This is a genomic window from Halobaculum gomorrense (assembly GCF_900129775.1).
GTDB lineage: Archaea > Halobacteriota > Halobacteria > Halobacteriales > Haloferacaceae > Halobaculum > Halobaculum gomorrense.
Genome location: NZ_FQWV01000002.1, coordinates 457,982 through 476,732, shown reverse-complemented (window position 1 = coordinate 476,732; position 18,751 = coordinate 457,982). Strand labels below are relative to the sequence as shown.

Here is an 18,751-nt window from a genome sequence, read left to right as displayed (position 1 = left end):
ATCGGGGTCGGCCGGCGGCGCCCGGGCGTGCGGTCGCGTCACTCCCAGGGGTTCGTTCGCACGACCGTCTGCTCGCGGTCAGGCCCGACGCCGACGGCGTACACGGGGGTGTCGAGTTGCTCCTCCAGGTACTCCAGATACTCGCGAGCCGCCGCCGGAAGCGCGTCGTACTCCTCCTCGGCGACGGCGGTCGCGTCGAACGCCTCCCAGGGCTCGAACTCGCGAACCACCGGCTCGCACTCGGCCCAGCGCTCAGTCGTCGCCGGCAGGGACAGGCGCTCTTCGCCGTCGAGGTCGTACGCGTGGCCGACCTTCAGCTCGTCCAGCCCGGCGAGCACGTCGAGGTGGTTGACGGCGATGCCGGTGTAGCCGTTGACGCGGGTGGCGTGGCGCAGCATCGGCACGTCGAGCCAGCCGATGCGGCGCGGCCGGCCGGTGACAGTGCCGAACTCGCCGCCCTTCTCGCGGATGTCGGAGGCAAGCGCCTCCTCGCGCTCGTCGCCGTCGAGTTCCGTGGGCATCGGCCCCTCGCCGACGCGCGAGAGGTACGCCTTCACGACGCCGACGACCTCGCCGCGGCCGGTGACGGTCGGGCCGACGCCGGTGCCGGTGGCGGCGCCGCCGGCGGTCGGGTTCGAGGAGGTGACGTACGGGTAGCTCCCGTGATCCACGTCGATGAGCGTGCCCTGCGCGCCCTCGAACATGACGTTCTCCCCGGCCGCGCGGCGCTCGTACAGGAAGTCGGAGCAGTTGACGGTCATCCGCTCCTCGCGGAGGCGGCGACCGAACTCGGCGTACTCCTCGTGGAGCGCGTCGACGTCGAACGCCTCGCCGGCGTCGAGTCCGTACACGTCCTCGACGAGCGCGCGCTTCTGCGGGACGACGTACTCCAGCCGGTCGCACAGCGCGTCCGGGTCGAGTAGGTCGCCGATACGGACGCCGCGGCGGCCCGCCTTGTCTTCGTAGGTGGGACCGATCCCGCGGCCGGTGGTGCCGACCTCGACGCCGGAGTCGGAGTCGGCCTTGGCCTCCTCCTCGATGCCGTCGAGGCGTCGGTGATACGGCATGATAACGTGTGCGCGCTTGGCGACGCGCACGTCCGGGTCGAGCCCGCGCTCGCGCAGCGTCCCGATCTCCTCGAAGAGCGTCCGCGGGTTCACGACGCAGCCGTTGCCGAGCACGCCGACCTTGCCGCGGACGGCGCCGGAGGGCACCAGCGAAAGTGCGTACTCCTCGCCGCCCTCGACGACCGTGTGGCCGGCGTTGTCGCCGCCCTGATACCGCACGACGACGTCGGCGTCCCCGCCCCACAGGTCGACGAGGGCGCCCTTGCCCTCGTCCCCGAGCTGGGATCCGACGATGGTGACAGTCATACCGGGCGTCGGTTCCGCGCCGGGCGGTAAACCGATTACGGTCCGTTTGCGGAGATGATCCACAGGTGTGGATATCGATCGACGGCAGATATCGGCGGTATCCGAGTCCACGCATCACAGCCGCGACCCGCGGGCGTAACCGTTAACCACACCCACACCGGAGTTGGCATCGAGAACCGCCCGACATCGTGACGGTCCGGGAACCTGATCCCGGCCGGGAGGAGAACTTTTAAAAGGTGGACGGACGAGTTAACACGTGCCATGATAGACAGACTAGAGAAGGAGGTCGATATGCTGGAGCGGCACCTCCAAGTCCTCCGAATGGTCATCGAGAACGAACCGATCGGGATCGTGAAGATGTCCAACGAGACGGGATACCCCCACCACAAGGTCCGCTACTCGCTGCGCGTGCTCGAGGAGGAGAACCTCATCGAGCCGTCCAGTCAGGGCGCGATCACGACCGAGCGAACCGCCGAGTTCGTCGACGAACTCGACGGCAAGATCGACGAGATCGTCGACAAGATCGGCGGCATGCGGATCGAGGACGCGCCAGAACTGGAAGGCTGATCTGCGCCCGATCACGGATCTAGCGGACGCTCGCTGCGGTCTACGAGTGGTCGATCCGTCTCTCTTCTCACGTTCGTCGCGGCGCCGAGCCGCGCGGCCGGAGACCGGTCGGCGGCGCCCCGAGCGGCTCGCCTACAGCTCGGGGACGTTCACGTGGAACTCTCCCTCGCGCGACTCGACCAGGCAGAGGTGAAAGCCCCGCTTGCGCGAGAGCTTCACGAAGCTCTTGCGCTTGCCGCGCGAGAGCAGCCCGCCCCCCGTCGCGTCCGCGGCCGCCTCCAGCGCGCCGGGCTCGAAGAACGACGCGGTGACGTAGAAGCCGGCCGCGAGGTGGTCGTCGGCGTCGGCGACCGCGCTCGCGTCGCCCACGAGCCCGTCCAGCATCGACTCGGTGGTCGCGTCGCGACCCTCGGTCACGTCGGCCACCAACAGCGGGTTGCCCATCCGGTCGCGCAACACCACGTCGAAGGTGTGCTCGGTCGCGCCGTCCTCGCCGTCGAGCGCGACGGTGCCGTTCAGCTCCGCGCGGTCGACGTCCGGGATGGCGTCGAACAGGTCGCGAAGCGCCGACTCGTTGCCGGTACTTTGGATCTCGTACAACAGCTCTCGCACCGCCCACTCGACGAACCCGTACTCGATGGTGCCGGTGAGGAACTCCCGGAACGGCCGTCCGTCGACGACCGCGTCGTCGGCCTCGAAGTCGGTGTGGACCTCCAGACGGAGGTTGTCGTTCACGTCCGAGCGACTCGTGCCACCGGCGTGCGCCTTCGCCAGCGTCGCCCCGCCCTTCGAGTCGTAGCGGACGAACAGGTTCGTCCCCGCCAGCGCTCGGTCGGCGGGGACCGTCCGGGCGGGTGCGTCATCCCCGTCTCCGCCGCCGCCCTCGGTGTGTTCGCGCGCGGCCGACAGCTCCTCGCGCGCCTCCGCGAGCTGCGACTCCAGCGCTTCGACCCGCTCGGTGAGACGGTCGTTCTCCTCGCGGAGTCGAGCGAGTTCGCTCTCGTTCGACTCCAGCTTGTCGCGCGCTTCGCGAGCGCCCTCGATAGCTCGGTCGCGCTCGGCGCGGGCCGTCGCCAGCGCCTCGCGCGCGGCCGCGGGCTCGTCGTCGGTGCCGGCTCCCTCGTCGCGAGCGGCCGGGCCGCCATCCCGGTCCGGGGAGCGCCGATCACGGCCGTCGGCGTCGCTGTCGGCGGCGGAGGATGCCTCACCGCGAGCCCCCGACGGGCCGGTCGCGTCCGAGGGGCGGTCGCGGGCCGACCGATCACGGCGACGACGGGAGTCGGCGCCCGCCGACCCGCTCGCCGGCGTTCTATCGGCGTCGCCCGTCGCCGTTCGAGACGGGTCGAGAGACGGGATCGCTCTGGTCTCGCGCCACTGCTCTTCGGCGGAGAACGGGTCGCCGTCGCCGTCGCCGTCAGACTCGTCGTCGCCTGCGGCGTTCCGTGGCGGTTCCGCCGGTCGCGACGACACGGACCGGCCGGAGTCGACCGGAGCGGACTCGACCGGCGCGGTCTCGTTTTCGGTGCCGTCGCCGTCGGCGGGGTCGCCGGTCGGCCGCATCCGCCCCTGCGTCGCATCGCTGTCCGCCGGCGCTTCGGCGGTCGGGCCGCCGGCGTCTGCGGTCGCAGTCGCCGCGTCTGACTCCGCCGCCGCATCCGGTTCGGCCGTCGCGTCCGCTGCGCCGGACTCCGTCGCCGCGGTGTCCGGGGGAGCTGCGTCCTCGCTCGCGTCAGCGGCGGACGCGGTCGCCGCGGACTCGTCGGCGTCGGTCGATCCGCCGGCGTCGGTCGATCCGCCGGCGCCGCCGAACGTGACGCTCGTTGGCGAGTCGCCTCCGGGCTGGTCGTCGTCGCCCGCACTGGAGCCGTTGCCCGTGCCGTCGTCCGCGCCCCCGATCGATCCCGTCGTCCCGTCGTCGGGCATCAGAGTCGGCTCCGGTTCCGGCTCAGGCTCCGGGTCGGGGATGTCGACGACGTCGATGTCGACGGCGACGACCTCGTAGATGCCGACCTCGTCGTCGGCCGCCTCGAACGCCTCGTCGTCGGTGAGCACCTGCTTCTGCTCGCCGGTGCCGACGAACGCGCACGCGAGGCGGCGACCGCCGTAGTAGACCGCGTAGTAATCGCCCGAGAGGACGTTCTCCGACAGCTCGACGTAGCCGGTGAACTTCCCCGAGGAGAGTTTCGCGTCCGCGGCCGACAGAGCCGTGTCGTTGGTGTAGTAGCGCGCCTTCGTCTCTCCGCCGCGCTCGCGCATCGCGAACAACAGCGGCAGCGACGGGTCGGGCGCGACGTATGCGGTGCCGTCGGCGTCCGCAAACGAGTCCAGCGACCCGTCGAACACGCCGACCACGCGACCGTTCAACATGAACAGCCACGCGTGTCCCTCGGTGACCGCCCCGGTGAACTCCCGGGACTGCAACGTGCGGAGCCCGTTGATCCCCCCCGAGAGCGGCTCGGACCCCCATCCGGTCACCGTTTCGACTGTTTCGCCGTCCATCGGCGGTACATCGCTGCGTCCGACGCAAATACCTTCCGCCTGGTCGGACAGCCGTCCGACGCGCTCGTGTGCTGATCTGACAGGTTCGGGAGGCGTCGGCTCCCGCCGACTCACCCGGCGACGGCGTACAAGAAGAGGAAGCCGAAGTAGAGGGCAACCAGCATGCCCAGCGAGACGATTCGGAATCGTCGGAGGTCGTCGGCCTCCTCGTCGCGAGCGGCCTCGTAGGCGGCGCGCTCGTCGCCGTCGAGCTCGGCGTGGACCTGGCCGAGGTGGAGGTCGCGGTGGCGCTCGCGGGCGAACGGGCGACCGCAGCGCGAGCAGGTGAACGCGGTCGCGCCCGGCGGAACGTCGTACGGCGCGGCCGGTCGGCCGCGCGCGCCGGTGGCGGGCGCGCTCGCAGCCGCGCCGGAGTCGCCCGTCTCGGATGCGGTCGCGTCGGCGGCGCGAGAGGTCGCGTCGACGGCGCGGGAGGCCGCGTCGGCGGAAGCGTCGTCGCGGCTCATACGAAGGGGGGCGCACCTCCGGGACGCGAGACGATCCACAGGCTCGCCATCGTGTACGCCACCATCGCGACGGTGACGCCGTACTGGCTCCGGACCGCCTGCAGTCGGTCGGGGAACAGGTCGTACGCGGTCGCGTGAGCGACCCAGACGGCGAGCAGGTGTCCGCCCAACACCGCCGCGACGCCGACGCCGCCGACCCACCCGGGCACGAGCAACACCGGGATCGTCGCCGGCGGCGACAGCGGCGACGTGAGCACGACCGCCAGCGTCGGCGACAGCGACAGCGCCGTCGCGAGGTTGTGCGCGAGGTGGTAGCCGGCGGCGATCGCGAGCAGCGACGGGGCGAACCGCCGGGCGAGTTCGCCGGGCGCGAGGAAGGTGTCGGCCGTCCGGCGGGCCGCGCGCGCCGACACGAGGTACAGCGCGAGGAACAGGCCGTACCCGACCAGCATCGCGAGCAGATAGACGAGCAGGGCGGGCGCACCGGCCTCGACGAGCGGGCGCGCGACGCCGGCCCAGGCGGCGGTGCCGACGAAGCCGTCGTAGGTGGTGACGAACACGACCGCGACGACGAACCCGATGTCGTCGCGGCCGTCGATCCACTCGGCGTCGGTCAGCGCCATTCCGGGCAGCCGGAGTCGGAGGCCGCCGTCGTCGGCGCGCGCGACCGGCGCGACCCGCCCGTAGGCGGCCAGCAACCGCGAGACCGGGTCGGCGCTGACGAACCAGTCGTCGGCGCCGAAGACGACGCTCCCGGCGACAGAGACGCCGAGGTACGCGAGCACGAGGCCGGTGAGCAGCCGCGGGTCGTCGGCCATCGGCGTCACGACCTCGAGGTACACGAGCGCGAGCAGGCCGGCGGTCGCCGGCCACGAGCCGAGCCGCTCGGGGTACGGGCGGTCGAGCGAGGGGAGCGCGCCGGCGATCGCCCGGAACGGGTCGACCGCGGGCCAGGCGTTGCCGAGGAGGTACGCCGAGAGGACGAACGCCGCCCACCAGCCGACCCACACGATCAGGACGGCCGCGTTCTCGGTGGGCGCAACAGGACCGAACAGCCCGGCGACGACCGTGATGAGGAGAGCAGCGACCCCGATGCCTCTCGCGAGTACTCGGGCGGCGCGGCCGGCGTCGGGGAGCGCGCGCCCCCACGTGTCGATCCGGCGGATGTACGCGCGGTCGGTGACCGCCGACGCGAGGAGGAAGGAGGCGCCAACGACGGCGCCGCCGGTGGCGAGAAACAGCCACGTCGGCACCGTCACCGTCTCGCGCGTCGCGCTGCGAACGCCGCCGGCGTGCGCGGCGGCGCGCGACGCGCTCGCGAGCGCGGCCAGCGCTGCCGACGCCAGCGGAACCGCGCGGCGGACGACGCGCGCGCTGCGTGAGTGGCGATCCATCACTCGCAGTTGAGAGCGGGCGGCCGAGTAGCTTGCGAAACCGTCGCGGGGGCGGCGGCTGCGACGGTCGGGTCGCCGCCGCGGTCAGTCGGCCGTCCCGCCGCTGCGATCGGTGTCGGCGTCGGGCCCCCCCTCCTCGTCTGTCAGCACCGCCCGAAGGACCGTCCGGTGGCTGCGCAGTTCGTCGGTGGACTCGGGACCGACGAGCGCGAGGTCATCGCCGGCGGCCAGATCCGCGCGCAGCGCGTCGACCGTGGTCTGGGCGTCGGGGTCGGTCGCGAGGTGGTCGCGGTAGCGCTCGGCGAAGTCGACGCGGTCCCACGCGGCGTTGTGCGCGCCGGACTCGCACAGGCCGTCGATCCGAAAGGCGGCCGCGGCGTCCGCGTGGTCGTCGAGGAGCGCCGGCGGCGGCGCCAGCGCCGGGCGAACCTCGTCGACGACCGCGCGTAGCCGACGCGGCGACTCCGCCGGGACGCCGATCAAGCGTGCGCGTGACGGAACGTCGGCGCTGTCTCGGTCGAGCGCGCCGAGAGCGGTGTCGTACAGCGCCATCACCGGACGGCAACGCCCGCCAATAAAAACTCCACCGGCGATTGGGGGCCTGTCAAGGTAGCGAAGAACTGTCTCTCGCAGGCTACACTCGCTTCGATCGGGCTTCTCGCACGTCTGCACCCTCGCGCACCATGTCCTCGCAGGCGGGGCAAACGCGGACGTTGCTCATCCCTTCGGGCGCGAACACCCTGACGTACCGTTCGGTGACGAACGAACTGCAGTTCCTACACTCCGGCATACAATGGTATCTCGTCACGTATCGTAGTATGTGTGTCGGCCGTTCGCGGAACCTACCGCGGCCGGCGTCGCGGATGCGACGGGATCTGTCGGCCGCCGTCGTCCGATCGTCGACCCCGCGCTCGCCGACGCAGGTGGGAGGATTTTTGTCTCCGCGTCGGCTACCGGCGCGCATGGCTACAGAAACGGAAGACGCCCACGACGAGGGGCACCACCTCCCCGCGGTCGAGGACTGGCCGCGCGGGTTCGGGGAGGCCTCGTGGTGGCCGTTCGTCACGGCGCTGGGCGGGGCGGGGATCTACATCGGTGCGGCGCTGTACCTCATGTCCGTCGGCGAGCGGAACATCGTCGGGCCGATGGTCGGCCCCGGCGTGCTGGTCGGGAGCATCGGCCTGTTCCTCGTCGGGATATACGGGTGGATGTACCACGCGTTCGTCACGCACTTCTGGGAGCGCGGCGCCGACGAACACAGCGCGAGCAAGCTCCGGTGGGGGATGATCGCGTTCCTCGGCTCGGAGATCGCAACCTTCAGCGCCGGCTTCACCTACTTCTTTTTCATCCGCTCGCAGAACGCGTGGGCCGAGGTCGCCGCCGACCTCCCCCACCTGCTCGGATCGCTGGTGATCATCAACACCACGCTCCTGATCGTCTCGTCGGTGACGCTCCACTTCGCTCACGGCGCGATCCGACGGAACGACCGCAAGAAGTTCCTCGGCTGGCTCGCCGTCACCCTCCTGCTCGGGGTCGTGTTCATCGGCGGCCAGGTGTACGAGTACTACGAGTTCATCGTTCACGAAGAGTTCACGCTCACCTCCGGGCTGTTCGGCTCGGCATTCTACGGTCTCACCGGGCTCCACGGGCTGCACGTCTCGATGGGCGCGGTGCTGCTCACCATCGTCTTCGTCCGCGCCCTCCAGGGCCAGTACTCCGCCGACCGCCACGTCTCCGTGACGACGGCCTCGATGTACTGGCACTTCGTCGACGCCGTCTGGATCTTCCTCGTCGTCGCGCTGTACGTTGGCGCTGAGGTCGGCGCGTAATCGATCGCGGCGCCGGTCTCGTCTCGACTACTCCGTGTCGTCTTCCGCCGCCACGAGTCGGATTTCCTCGACCCGACGCCGTTCGCCGTCGACGTACTTGTATCGGACCCCCGCCGCTTCTCCATCGGTTCGCCGGTGAGAGCCGTCGCACAGCGGGAACTCCTCGCTGAGTCCGCACCGGCACACCGCGATGTCGCCGTACTCCTCGTCGATGTCGTCTTCGTCCAGCCGGAGCGGCCCGGTCCCGTCGAGGGTGACTTCGCGCACGGCCCGCGCTTCGATGCCGAGGCTCATCAGTTCACGGGCGGCGCCCCCATCACGCCGCCGACGGTCGGCGAACCATGACTCCGGCGGCGGTCGGTGCCGCCGTCTCGAAGGGGGTCCGTCACGTCCAGCGGTCCGCGTGCGTGGTGTTTAATTCACCCGCCGCGGAAGGCGGGGTATGGTTTCGGCGATCCGCCGAGCGACCGAGTACCTGCTGGGCGCGTTCGGCGTGATGCTCCTCCTCGCGTTCGTCTACCAGTGGGGGTTCGCGACGTTCGAGGGCGAGCAGGTCGACTACATCCACTCGCTGTACGTTGTCGTGGAGACGTTCACCACGACCGGGTTCGGGCTCGACGCCGACCGGTGGAGCTCCGACGAGATGCTCGTGTTGATGGCCGCGATGCAGTTGGCGGGGGTCGGGCTGATCTTCCTCGCGCTGCCGGCGGTCGTCGTCCCGCTGGTGAACGAGGCACTGACGAGTTCGCCGCCGCGGACGACGACCCTGACGGACCACGTCGTCATCTGCGAGTTCACCCCGCGCGGGGAGACGCTGGTCCGAGAGCTGCGTTCGCGCGACCAGCCGTACGTGGTCGTGGTCCCCGACGCCGACCGCGCGGTCGACCTCGCGGCCGACCACGAGGTCGTCCACGGCGATCCCGAAGCGGTCGAGACCTTGGAACGCGCCAACGTCGGGTCGGCGCGGGCGCTCGTCGCGGACGCGGACGACGAGACGAACGCGAGCGTCGTCCTCTCGGCGCGCGAGTGCTCTGAGGCGCTGCGCGTCGTCAGCCTCGTCGAAGACGAGGACGTGGCCGACTACCACCGCTACGCCGGCGCCGACCGCGTGCTGTCGCCGCGGCGGCTGCTCGGCGAGAGCCTCGGCGCGAAGGCGACGACCAGCGTCGCTGACGAGCTGGGCGACGGCGTCGAAATCGGCGAGGACTTCCAGGTCGCCGAGCTGCTCGTCCACAGCGGCAGCCCCCTGGTGGGCGACACGGTCGGCGAGTCGGCGATCCGCGAGCGCACCGGCGCGAACGTCCTCGGCGCATGGGACGCCGGCGAGTTCGAGTCGCCGCCGCGGCCCGACCGCCTCATCGACGAGCACACCGTGCTGCTCGTCGTCGGCGGCGAGTCGGAGCTCGAGTCGCTGAAGGAACTCACGCTGTCGGAGACCCGACGGCGGCGGCGCGGGCGCGTCATCGTCGCCGGGTACGGGATGGTCGGACACAGCGCCGCCGAGGAGCTTCGCCCCCGCGACGAGGTGGTCGTCGTCGACGAGGCGGACGCCCCGGGCGTCGACATCGTCGGCGACGCGACACACCGCGAGACGCTGGAGGCCGCGGGGGTCGACGACGCCCGGGCGGTCGTGATCGCACTCGACTCCGACACCACGACGATCTTCGCCACGCTCGCGGTGCGACAGGTCGCGCCCCACGCGGAGGTGATCGCCCGCGCGAACGACGCCGACTCGGTGCGGAAGCTGTACCGCGCGGGCGCCGACTACGTCCTCTCGCTGTCGACGGTCTCCGGCCGCCTGCTCGCCTCGCACCTGCTCGACGAGGAGGTGCTCCGACCCGAGACGCAGGTGGACCTCGTGCGGACGGCGGCGCCGCGGCTGGAGGGGCGGACCCTCGCGGGCGCGGACGTGCGCGCCGCGACCGGCGTCACGGTCGTTGCTGTCGAACGCGACGGCGACCTCCTCACGGACGTCGGCCCGGACACGAAAGTGATCGACGGCGACAGGCTCGTCGTCGCCGGCACCGACGACGCCGTGAACCGATTCAACGGGCGGTTCGCGTGAGAGCGGGGCGGTCGGAACCGTCGCCGCCCGGCCGCGTCGCTCACTCCACGTCGGCGACGAACACGACCGCCTCGCCGGTCGCCAGGCGGACGGGCCGGTCGACCGCCGGCGCCGAGTCGCGGCGAGCCTCGACGTCCGGGGCGACGAGCGCCGCGTCGAAGGCGGCCGGGTCCGGGTCGACGTCGTCGAACAGCTCACCGGGCGTGACGCTCGCGGCGGCTCCCTCCATGTTGCCGACGAACAGCACGCGCTCCCCGCCGTCCGGGGACTCGCGGAGGCCGTAGTAGAGAACCGAGCCGTCGGTCGGCTCGCGGTAGCCGAAGCGGTCCGTCGCCGCCCGGTCGGCGGTCACGTCGGCGTCGACCTCCGGGGCGTCCGGCAGCGCCATCGACTCGCGGAGCCACGGTCGGGCCTGTCGGAACTCGCGGACGCGACGGGCGAAGCCGGTCCGCTCGCCCGCTTGCGCGTCGCGCCAGTGCGAGAGGGTCGCGAAGTCCGCCACGTCGCGCATCCACGCGTCCGCGAACGCGTCCAGGAACTCGGGGTCCGGGTCGACCGCGAGGTCCAACTGCGACAGCATCGCCGCCATCGTCTCGCGGTCGTAGTCGGTCGGGTCGACCGTCGCCGCCAGCGCCTTCACGAACGCGTCGAGGTCGCCGCGCGTCTCGAAGCCGAGCGCCTTCAGCCGCCGGAAGTGCTCGTCGGCCGCGTAGTGCTCGGGGCGCACCTGCCAGTCGAGGAGGTTGTGCTCGTCGGCGACGACCTTCACGTTCCACTCGGCGTCCGTGTCGCGGACGAACCCCCACGGACCGCGCGCGTTGGCGTTCAAGAAGTCCATCGGGACGCCCGGCAGCAGGCAGTGCAGCAAGGCGTTCGTCGCGGGGTTGTCGTACGCGCGGTCAATGATCTCGGGCGGTGAGTCTCCGAGGTAGCGGTTGATCGGGTCGCCCTCCCACGACTCGGGCACGTCCACCTGCGTCCCGCGCCGAACGGTGTCGTGGTTCGCGACGCCCGTGACCCAGTTGCGCCCCATCGCCGCGACCTCGCGGACGCGCCACCACTTGCTCGCCCAGAAGGTGAGCATCGCGGGCTTGTTGTGCGCGAACGTGATCGGCGACCACTGGAACGAGTGGGGGTGCCGCTCGATGAGCGTCCGGTAGGTGGAGGCGAGCTCCCAGTCGTGGCGCGGCCACGGGCGGCCGTCCTCGTATATCAGCCACGGCCGGTACTCCGTGCCCGCCACCTCCTGGGTGACGGCGTCCATCTCCGCGAGGAACGCGTCGTCGTGCTCCATCTCGTCGGTCTCGGGGTTGTAGTTGCGAAAGTCCTGTGCGCCGTCGACGCGGATGCCGTCGGCCCCCCAGTCCATCTTCCGGCGCTGGAGGTCGAGCACGTGCGCGCGGACCATGGGGTCGAGGTAGTTCAGGTGTTGGCCGTACATCCCCGGCCCGTGGAAGAAGCGGTCCGGGAGCAGCCGGAGGCCGCCGTCGTCGGCGTGTCCGAGCGCCACGTCGAAGACGACCTTCACGGGCTCGGGGAGCCCGTGACAGGCGGCGATGAAGTCGACCAGCTCGTCGGGGCGCCCCGACTCCAGGACCGACGGACACGGCGCGCCGAACCCGCGGACGACGACGTCGTACCCCCAGTTCACCTTGTCCGGGCGCGCGACCGTCGCGGTCGCCGCGTCGCCGTCGCGGGAGAGCCCCCGCCAGCTCCCGGCCGCGTCCGAGCGCTCCGTCAGCGGCTCGACCGGCATCAGCTGGACGGCGTCGTAGCCGGCGACCGTCTCCTCGAACGGGGTCAGCGGCTCGCCAGCGCGCCGCTTGTCGCCGATGCCCGCGACGAACTCGGCGAGGCCGGCGAGCGACCCCGCCGCGGTCGCGGTGCCGGGGTGGATCTCGACCATGCTCGTCGCCGGGTCGACGCGCGGCAGGCCGTCGTCGGCGCTCGTGGCGACGCGCTCGGCGTCGGTGCCGAGCGCGTCGAAGTACTCGCGGTCCTCGCGCTCGCGGTCGAGGCGGCCCCGGTCGTACAGCTCCGCCGGCGCGAACGCGCCGAACGGGACGGAGTCGGCCAGCGGGTCCTGCACCGTCGCGAGGCCGTCCTCGCCGACCTCCCCGGGGAGGTCGGCGGGCGCCGCGTCGCTCCCGGCGTCGGCGGGGTCGTACACCAGCTGGTACAGCGAGCCGAGGCGGTCGCGGGTGCCGGCGGCCATCCCCTCGACGGCGGCGTAGGTCACCTCGCCGGCGCGCCGCGTCTCGACGAGCGAGCGCTCGAACGACACCTCGCGCGGGGCCGTCTCCCCGGGGTCGGCGTCGGCCGGCGGGGTCAGCACCTCCAGAGCGACCGCTCCGGCCGGCACGTCGTGTTCCACGAGGCCCGGCGTCCAGATCCCGACCGTCGCGTGGTCGTCGCGAACGTGCGCGCCCAGTTCGGACACGAGGGCCTTCGCGGCCGCGAACTCGCCGTCGCGAGCCGCGCGGATCCGCTCGTGTCGGTCGACCAACGCTGCCGTCTCCTCCGGGAGCGAGCGCGCTCGCCCGGTCGCGCCGGTGGTCATTGCTCGACGCACAGGCGCGATCGGCTTGATTGCTCCGTCACTCGTCAGTTTCCTGCCACGAGTCGACCGGCGCGACCGGTGACCCGGCGATCACCCACGCGGCCAACAGCGCCGCGCCGACGAGTTCCGGGATCGCTAGTCCCGGGCCGAGGCGCACGCCCTCGACGTAGAGCGACCACTGTACGAGGTGGACCGCGGCCGCGACCCCCGAGAGGCGCCCGGCCGCCGTCGCGCGCCGCCCGAGGCCGTCCGTCGCCAGCACGACCGTGATCGCGAGATAGAGGCCGACCGCGACGGGGTAATGAAGCGGTGAGCCCGAGGGGAACGCGCCGACGCCGGCCATGAGCAGCGCCGCGACCGCGAACGCCGCGGCGACCGCGCGGCCCGCGGCGTCGCCGGCCGCGACCCACAGCGCCCACGCGTACGGAAGCGCGAGCATACCCGCGAGTAGCAGACCGCCGTTGAACGCAGCGGCGACGACGGCGCTGTCGGCGACGCCGAGATCCGAGAGCGCGTTCGCCGTCACCGAGAACCACGGGGCGAGCGCGACCGCGAGGGCGACTCCACCGAGGGCGAACACGGTCGAGGCGATACCGGAGACGGCGGCGATCAGTTGCGAGGATCGGGACACAGACGGACCGATCACTCGACGCCCCATGGCTGTTGTCCAACGGTCGGAAACCGGAAGCGCGTGGTCGTGCCGGCCGCAGGGGAGTCGCCGACATGCTGGCCCCGGGAGCTAGGGAGCTTCGTCACCGCCTCGGTGCCGTCGCCTTCCGCCTCCCGAACGCTTTCCCCGCGTACGCACCCACGTTCCCCGATGACCGACTTCGACCTCCCGTCGCCGGGACTCGGCACCTCCGCGAACGACGACTTCGAGGAGTGCGCCGAGACCGTCCGGGCGGCGCTGGAACTGGGCTACCGCCACGTCGACACCGCGCAGATGTACGACAACGAGACGGCCGTCGGCGAGGGGATCCGCCGCGCGGACGTGCCCCGCGAGGACGTGGTGGTGGCGACGAAGGTCCACCCCGACAACCTCGCGTACGACGACGCCACGCGCACCGCCCGCGAGTCGCTGGACCGACTCGGGCTCGACGCGGTCGACCTGCTGTACGTCCACTGGCCCACCTCGGCGTACGACCCGGAGGAGACGCTGCGCGCGATAGGCGACCTCCGCGAGGAGGGGCTGTGCGACCACGTCGGCCTCTCGAACTTCCCGCCCGAGCTGCTCGACGAGGCGCGGGCGGTCCTCGACTCACCGGTCGCCGCCCACCAGGTCGAGTGTCACCCGCTGTTCCCGCAGGAGGAACTCCGGAGGTACGCCGTCGAGCACGGTCACTCCCTCGTGGGCTACTCGCCGCTCGGGCGCGGCGAGGCGCTGGACGACCCGCTGCTCACGGAGATCGCCGAGAAGCACGACGCCAGCACCGCCGCGGTGTGTCTCGCGTGGGCGTTCGCACAGAAGGCGCTCGTGCCCATCCCGAAGGCCACCGGCGACCACGTCCGGGCGAACTACGAGGCGCGGGAACTGGAACTGGACGAGGAGGACCTCGCGCGCATCGCGGCGTACGACGTTCGCGAGCGCGTCATCGACCCCGACGGGGCGGCCTGGAATCGGTAGTCGCCTCGCCGCTCCGGGCTCACGGAGCGGACTCGCCGTCGGTGGCCGGAACGACGGCGCTGTATCCGAGGCCGCCGCCGGCCGTCGGCCCGAACGTTTGTATCCGAGCGGGCGGGAGTGACGTGTGTGTACCGACGGGGTCACCTCGGCGCCGCCATGCTGGCGCTCGCGCCGATCACGTTCTGGCTGCTGGTCGACGGCTATCCGACGTTCGCCGTCCTCGTCGCCGGCACGGTGCTGTACCTCGCGATGCTCCCGGACGTGGATCACCGGATCCCGGGCATCTCCCACCGCGGGCCGACCCACTCGCTGCTGTTCGCGGGCGTCGTCGGCGCGGCGTTCGCGGGCGCCGCCTCGCTCGTCGAGCCGGTGTTCTCGATCGCCGTCCCCGGCGGCGTGTCGATGGTCGCCTTCGGCTTCCTGCTGGGGTTCGGCGCCGTCCTCGCCCACCTGCTGGGCGACGTGATCACGCCCGCCGGCGTCAACTTCCTGTGGCCGTACCCGCGGGAGTGGTCGCTGTCTCTCACGACCGCCGACTCGACGCTGTGGAACTGGGGGCTGTTCGCCCTCGGCGTGTTCGCGATGGCCGCCGCCGTCGCGCTGGCGGCGCAGGGCGTGGCGATCTGAGCCGGGCGGGCGAGGGATAGCCCTTTACTCCGAGTCGCCGAATCCACACGCACATGAGCGAGGAGTCCCCCCGACCGGAGCTACTCGACGACGCGCAGCGACGCTTCCCGATACCCGACTACGACGAGGTTCCGGAGGACATCCGCGAGCGCCTCGAGGAGGAAACCGAGCGCGCCGGCTTCACGCCCAACGTCATGTCGGCGCTGGCGTACAAGCCCAGCCACTTCCGGGCGTTCATGGCGTTCCACGACGCGCTCGTCGACGACACCACGCTCGACCGGGAGGAGGTGGAGATGATCGTCGTCGCCGTCTCCGGGCGGAACAACTGCCTGTACTGCAACGTCGCCCACGGCGCGCTCGTGCGCATCTACGCGAAGGACCCGCACCTCGCGGACCAGCTCGTGTCCAACCACCGGACTGCGGACGTGAGCGACGAACGCATGGCGATGCTGGAGGTGGCGGTGAAGCTGACGGAGGAGCCGGACGCGGTAGCGACCGACGACCTCGACCTGCTGTCCGAGGCGGGCTACACGGAGGAGGAGGTGTGGGACATCGGGATGGTCGCTGCATTCTTCAACCTCAGCAACCGGATGGCGACGTTCGCCGACTGGCGCCCCAACGAGGAGTTCTACACGATGGGGCGGTAGGCGGCAGACGGCCGGCTGGTCCGCTGGCGACCGGGCGACGGACGCCGCCTACTGACCCGGACGGCGTTACGCCGTCGACTCGACCTCGTACTCTCCGGGCACGGCCGCGATGAGGTCGAGCGGGTCGGCGTCGCCCTCGATGACCGCCTCGTCGGCCTCGTGGTCCGCCGTCGCCTCGTCAACGCCCTCCAGTGCCTCCACGACGCTCGCCTCACAGCCACCGCAGGTCATGCCGGTGATCCGCATCGTCGTCGTCATACCTCGCCGTAGCGGCCGGAGTGTCATTCTTGTTTCGGTCGGGGATCGGTGCTCGGTTTGCTCTCGAATGTTTCTGGCGCTGTGAAGTTCGGAATCAAACTATTCAGAGGTCTATTAGTGCGGGTCTCGAAGTCACAAACCGAATGAGTATGGCCCCCGTATAGACATCTAATGAGTGAACAACGGACCGTCCGGATAGATGTCGGCGGCATGACCTGCGCCAACTGCGCCGCCACCATCGAGGACGCCGTGTCGGACCTCGACGGCGCGGCGGCGACGGCGAACTACGCCACCGACGAGGCGACCGTGGAGTACGACCCAGAGCACGTCTCGCTGTCGGAGGTGTTCGACGCAGTCGAGTCGGCCGGCTACGATCCAATCGCCGAGACCGTCACCGTCGGCATCACCGGGATGACGTGCGCGAACTGCTCGGCGACCATCGAGGACGCCGTCGGCGGTCTCCCAGGTGTCGTGAGCGTCGACGCGAACTACGCCACCGACGAGGCGACGGTGCGGTACGCGCCGTCGGTGACGACGCGCGAGGAGATAGACGACGCCGTCGAGGACGCCGGGTACGAGCCGATCCGCGACGAGGGCGACGACGACGGCGAGTCCGCGAAGGACGCCGCGCGGGCGGCGGAACTGCGGCGGCAGCGCCGACTGACGCTGTTCGGTGCGGCGCTGGCGGCGCCGCTGCTCGCGATGCTCGCGCTCGAACTGTTCGCGCCGGGCACCCTTCCCGAGGAGCTCCCCGGAACCGGACTGCCCCTCGGCTGGGTCGCGTTCGCGCTCGCGACGCCCGTGCAGGTCGTCCTCGGACGCGAGTTCTACGTGAACTCCTACAAGGCGCTCGTCGTCAACCGCCGCGCCAACATGGACGTGCTCATCGCGCTCGGGTCGTCCACGGCGTACGGCTACTCCGTGATCGCCTTACTCGGCGTGCTGCCGCGAGCGGGGCTGTACTTCGACACGGCCGCGCTCATCCTCGTGTTCATCACGCTCGGGAACTACCTCGAGGCCCGCTCGAAGTCGCAGGCCGGCGAGGCGATCCGGTCGCTGCTGGAGCTGGAGGCCGACACTGCGACCGTCATCCACGAGGACGGCACCGAAGAGGAGGTCCCCGTCGACGAGATCGCCGTGGGCGACCGCCTGAAGGTGCGCCCCGGCGAGCGCGTCCCGACCGACGGCGTCGTCCGCGAGGGCGAGTCCGCCGTCGACGAGTCGATGGTCACCGGCGAGTCCGTCCCCGTCAGGAAGGAGCCGGGCGACGAGGTGATCGGCTCGACGGTCAACGAGAACGGCGTGCTCGTCGTCGAGGCCACGAAGGTCGGCGAGGAGACCGCGATCCAGCAGATCGTCAAGCGCGTGAAGGAGGCCCAGTCTCGCCAGCCGGAGATACAGAACCTCGCGGACCGCATCTCGGCGTACTTCGTCCCGGCGGTCATCGCAAACGCCCTCCTGTGGGGGGCCGTCTGGTACGTCGCGCCCGAGGCGCTCGCCGGGCTGGTCTCGGCGCTCCCGCTGTGGGGGCTCGCCGCCGGCGGCCCGGCCGCCGTCGGGGTGACGGAGTTCGCGGTGTTGGTGTTCGCCTCCGCGGTGCTCATCGCCTGCCCGTGCGCGCTGGGGCTGGCGACGCCGGCGGCGACGATGGTCGGCACGAGCATCGGCGCCCAGCACGGCGTCTTGTTCGAGGGCGGCGACGTGCTCGAACGCGTCCGCGACACCGACGCCGTCGTGTTCGACAAGACCGGGACGCTCACGCGCGGCGAGATGACGCTCACCGACGCGGTGCCCATCTCGCCCGCGCCCGACGGTGCGGTGCCCGCCGGGGAAGACGAACTCGAACCGACCGACGAGGCCGAGCGGGCCGCCGGCGCCGAATACGCCGAGGGGCTCGGCGACGCGACCGAGCGACTGCTCGCGGCGGCCGCGACCGCCGAGCGCGGCAGCGAGCACCCGATCGCCGAGGCGGTCGTCGCCGGCGCCCGCGAGCGCGGCGTCGAGCCGGCCGAGCTACAGGTGCTCCAGAACGTCTCGGGGAAGGGGATCCGCGCGCGAACCGAGCACGGCACCGTCGTCGTCGGCAAACCCGAACTGCTGCGCGAGGAGGAGGTGGCCCCCGAGCCCGGGCTGGAACGGATGCGCGAGCTGGAGTCAGAGGGGAAGACGGCGATGCTCGTCGCCCTCGACGGCGAGCTGCTCGGGGTGCTGGCGGTCGCGGACGAGGTGCGTGAGTCGGCCGTCACCGCGGTCGAGGCGCTCCACGAACGCGGGATCGTGGTCCACATGATCACCGGCGACAACGAGCGCACCGCCCGCGCGGTCGCCGACCGCGTCGGGATCGAGCCGGGGAACGTCCGCGCGGGCGTCCTGCCGGAGGACAAGGCCGACGCCGTCGAGGCGATCCAGTCGGACGGCTCGCGGGCGATGATGGTCGGCGACGGCATCAACGACGCGCCCGCGCTCGCGGCCGCGTTCGTCGGCGTCGCCATCGGCTCGGGCACCGACGTGGCCATCGAAGCCGCCGACGTGACGCTGATGCGCTCGGACCCCGAGGACGTGGTGAAGGCGATCAACGTCTCGGAGGGGACGCTCGCGAAGATCAAGCAGAACCTCTTCTGGGCGCTCGGCTACAACACGGCGATGATCCCGCTGGCCTCGCTGGGGCTGCTCCAGCCCGCGCTGGCGGCCGCCGCGATGGCGTTCTCCAGCGTCTCGGTGCTCGCCAACAGCATGGCGTTCCGGTCGTACGACCCCGACGAACGCTACCGCCTGCTGAGACGGTTCCGCTGAGGAGAGCGA

17 protein-coding genes are annotated in these 18,751 nt (G+C 71.5%); 7 read left to right on the top strand and 10 right to left on the bottom strand.

Going from position 1 to position 18,751, the window contains the following annotated elements; translation table 11 throughout:
• Nucleotides 1-38 precede the first annotated feature (38 nt).
• The gene (locus tag BUE16_RS05920) at nt 39-1,373 is read right to left on the bottom strand and encodes an adenylosuccinate synthase (protein ID WP_073307507.1); all 1,335 of its coding nucleotides are present in this window, start codon (nt 1,371-1,373) and stop codon (nt 39-41) included.
• 261 nt (nt 1,374-1,634) lie between these two features.
• Here BUE16_RS05920 and BUE16_RS05915 point away from each other — a divergent pair, with 261 nt between their 5' ends.
• Nucleotides 1,635-1,940, top strand: a complete 306-nt coding sequence (locus BUE16_RS05915) for a hypothetical protein (RefSeq protein WP_073307505.1) — start codon at nt 1,635-1,637, stop codon at nt 1,938-1,940.
• Nucleotides 1,941-2,072: 132 nt separating this feature from the next.
• On the opposite strand, the gene BUE16_RS05910 is transcribed toward BUE16_RS05915, so the two are convergent.
• The 5 genes from BUE16_RS05910 to BUE16_RS17140 form a co-directional block, all read right to left on the bottom strand.
• On the bottom strand, nt 2,073-4,439 hold the full coding sequence (locus BUE16_RS05910; protein WP_073307503.1) for a DUF7527 domain-containing protein: 2,367 nt from the start codon (nt 4,437-4,439) through the stop codon (nt 2,073-2,075).
• A gap of 110 nt (nt 4,440-4,549) precedes the next feature.
• Nucleotides 4,550-4,945, bottom strand: coding sequence for a DUF7410 domain-containing protein (locus BUE16_RS16910; RefSeq protein WP_073307501.1), 396 nt, complete (start codon nt 4,943-4,945; stop codon nt 4,550-4,552).
• Nucleotides 4,942-6,339 carry a hypothetical protein gene (locus BUE16_RS05900; protein WP_079991513.1) on the bottom strand — a complete coding sequence of 466 codons (1,398 nt, stop codon included), beginning with the start codon at nt 6,337-6,339 and terminating at the stop codon, nt 4,942-4,944. The genes BUE16_RS16910 and BUE16_RS05900 overlap by 4 nt, the downstream gene beginning before the upstream one ends.
• A gap of 84 nt (nt 6,340-6,423) precedes the next feature.
• Nucleotides 6,424-6,891: a DUF488 family protein, N3 subclade gene (locus tag BUE16_RS05895; RefSeq protein ID WP_073307499.1), complete on the bottom strand. Its 468-nt coding sequence runs from the start codon at nt 6,889-6,891 to the stop codon at nt 6,424-6,426.
• An 82-nt stretch (nt 6,892-6,973) separates the two neighbouring features.
• On the bottom strand, nt 6,974-7,129 hold the full coding sequence (locus BUE16_RS17140) for a DUF7563 family protein (protein ID WP_234972332.1): 156 nt from the start codon (nt 7,127-7,129) through the stop codon (nt 6,974-6,976).
• Nucleotides 7,130-7,301: 172 nt separating this feature from the next.
• Between BUE16_RS17140 and BUE16_RS05890 the strand changes: the two genes are divergently transcribed.
• The gene (locus BUE16_RS05890; protein ID WP_073307497.1) at nt 7,302-8,168 is read left to right on the top strand and encodes a cytochrome c oxidase subunit 3; all 867 of its coding nucleotides are present in this window, start codon (nt 7,302-7,304) and stop codon (nt 8,166-8,168) included.
• A gap of 27 nt (nt 8,169-8,195) precedes the next feature.
• Here the strand turns inward: BUE16_RS05890 and BUE16_RS05885 are convergent, their stop codons facing one another.
• Nucleotides 8,196-8,462 (bottom strand): CDGSH iron-sulfur domain-containing protein, encoded by a 267-nt coding sequence (locus BUE16_RS05885; RefSeq protein WP_073307495.1) that lies wholly within the window; start codon nt 8,460-8,462, stop codon nt 8,196-8,198.
• 148 nt (nt 8,463-8,610) lie between these two features.
• Here BUE16_RS05885 and BUE16_RS05880 point away from each other — a divergent pair, with 148 nt between their 5' ends.
• Entirely contained in the window at nt 8,611-10,233 is a 1,623-nt protein-coding gene (locus BUE16_RS05880) for a potassium channel family protein (protein ID WP_073307493.1), read from the top strand.
• A gap of 40 nt (nt 10,234-10,273) precedes the next feature.
• On the opposite strand, the gene gghA is transcribed toward BUE16_RS05880, so the two are convergent.
• Complete coding sequence (gene gghA, locus BUE16_RS05875) at nt 10,274-12,793, bottom strand: glucosylglycerol hydrolase (protein WP_073307491.1); 2,520 nt, start codon at nt 12,791-12,793, stop codon at nt 10,274-10,276.
• A gap of 37 nt (nt 12,794-12,830) precedes the next feature.
• Entirely contained in the window at nt 12,831-13,424 is a 594-nt protein-coding gene (locus BUE16_RS05870) for a DUF998 domain-containing protein (RefSeq protein ID WP_200778381.1), read from the bottom strand.
• Between the two features lie 189 nt (nt 13,425-13,613).
• Between BUE16_RS05870 and BUE16_RS05865 the strand changes: the two genes are divergently transcribed.
• The 3 genes from BUE16_RS05865 to BUE16_RS05855 all read left to right on the top strand — a co-directional run bounded on the left by BUE16_RS05865 (nt 13,614) and on the right by BUE16_RS05855 (nt 15,691).
• Complete coding sequence (locus BUE16_RS05865; protein ID WP_073307487.1) at nt 13,614-14,417, top strand: aldo/keto reductase; 804 nt, start codon at nt 13,614-13,616, stop codon at nt 14,415-14,417.
• A 126-nt stretch (nt 14,418-14,543) separates the two neighbouring features.
• Complete coding sequence (locus BUE16_RS05860) at nt 14,544-15,044, top strand: metal-dependent hydrolase (RefSeq protein WP_073307485.1); 501 nt, start codon at nt 14,544-14,546, stop codon at nt 15,042-15,044.
• A 53-nt stretch (nt 15,045-15,097) separates the two neighbouring features.
• Nucleotides 15,098-15,691 (top strand): peroxidase-related enzyme, encoded by a 594-nt coding sequence (locus BUE16_RS05855; protein WP_073307483.1) that lies wholly within the window; start codon nt 15,098-15,100, stop codon nt 15,689-15,691.
• A gap of 66 nt (nt 15,692-15,757) precedes the next feature.
• Here the strand turns inward: BUE16_RS05855 and BUE16_RS05850 are convergent, their stop codons facing one another.
• On the bottom strand, nt 15,758-15,949 hold the full coding sequence (locus BUE16_RS05850; RefSeq protein ID WP_073307482.1) for a heavy-metal-associated domain-containing protein: 192 nt from the start codon (nt 15,947-15,949) through the stop codon (nt 15,758-15,760).
• A 171-nt stretch (nt 15,950-16,120) separates the two neighbouring features.
• Here BUE16_RS05850 and BUE16_RS05845 point away from each other — a divergent pair, with 171 nt between their 5' ends.
• A complete protein-coding gene (locus BUE16_RS05845) occupies nt 16,121-18,742 on the top strand; it encodes a heavy metal translocating P-type ATPase (protein ID WP_073307480.1) in 2,622 nt (873 codons plus the stop codon).
• The last annotated feature ends 9 nt before the right edge of the window (nt 18,743-18,751 follow it).

Coding starts and splice junctions, on each gene's coding strand:
- BUE16_RS05915 (WP_073307505.1), top strand. CDS start 1,635: ATGATAGACAGACTAGAGAAGGAGGTCGATATGCTGGAGCGGCACCTC.
- BUE16_RS05895 (WP_073307499.1), bottom strand. CDS start 6,891: ATGGCGCTGTACGACACCGCTCTCGGCGCGCTCGACCGAGACAGCGCC.
- BUE16_RS05910 (WP_073307503.1), bottom strand. CDS start 4,439: ATGGACGGCGAAACAGTCGAAACGGTGACCGGATGGGGGTCCGAGCCG.
- gghA (WP_073307491.1), bottom strand. CDS start 12,793: ATGACCACCGGCGCGACCGGGCGAGCGCGCTCGCTCCCGGAGGAGACG.
- BUE16_RS05900 (WP_079991513.1), bottom strand. CDS start 6,339: ATGGATCGCCACTCACGCAGCGCGCGCGTCGTCCGCCGCGCGGTTCCG.
- BUE16_RS05880 (WP_073307493.1), top strand. CDS start 8,611: ATGGTTTCGGCGATCCGCCGAGCGACCGAGTACCTGCTGGGCGCGTTC.
- BUE16_RS05890 (WP_073307497.1), top strand. CDS start 7,302: ATGGCTACAGAAACGGAAGACGCCCACGACGAGGGGCACCACCTCCCC.
- BUE16_RS05855 (WP_073307483.1), top strand. CDS start 15,098: ATGAGCGAGGAGTCCCCCCGACCGGAGCTACTCGACGACGCGCAGCGA.
- BUE16_RS05865 (WP_073307487.1), top strand. CDS start 13,614: ATGACCGACTTCGACCTCCCGTCGCCGGGACTCGGCACCTCCGCGAAC.
- BUE16_RS16910 (WP_073307501.1), bottom strand. CDS start 4,945: ATGAGCCGCGACGACGCTTCCGCCGACGCGGCCTCCCGCGCCGTCGAC.
- BUE16_RS05920 (WP_073307507.1), bottom strand. CDS start 1,373: ATGACTGTCACCATCGTCGGATCCCAGCTCGGGGACGAGGGCAAGGGC.
- BUE16_RS05885 (WP_073307495.1), bottom strand. CDS start 8,462: ATGAGCCTCGGCATCGAAGCGCGGGCCGTGCGCGAAGTCACCCTCGAC.
- BUE16_RS05845 (WP_073307480.1), top strand. CDS start 16,121: ATGAGTGAACAACGGACCGTCCGGATAGATGTCGGCGGCATGACCTGC.
- BUE16_RS05850 (WP_073307482.1), bottom strand. CDS start 15,949: ATGACGACGACGATGCGGATCACCGGCATGACCTGCGGTGGCTGTGAG.
- BUE16_RS17140 (WP_234972332.1), bottom strand. CDS start 7,129: ATGCCGGAGTGTAGGAACTGCAGTTCGTTCGTCACCGAACGGTACGTC.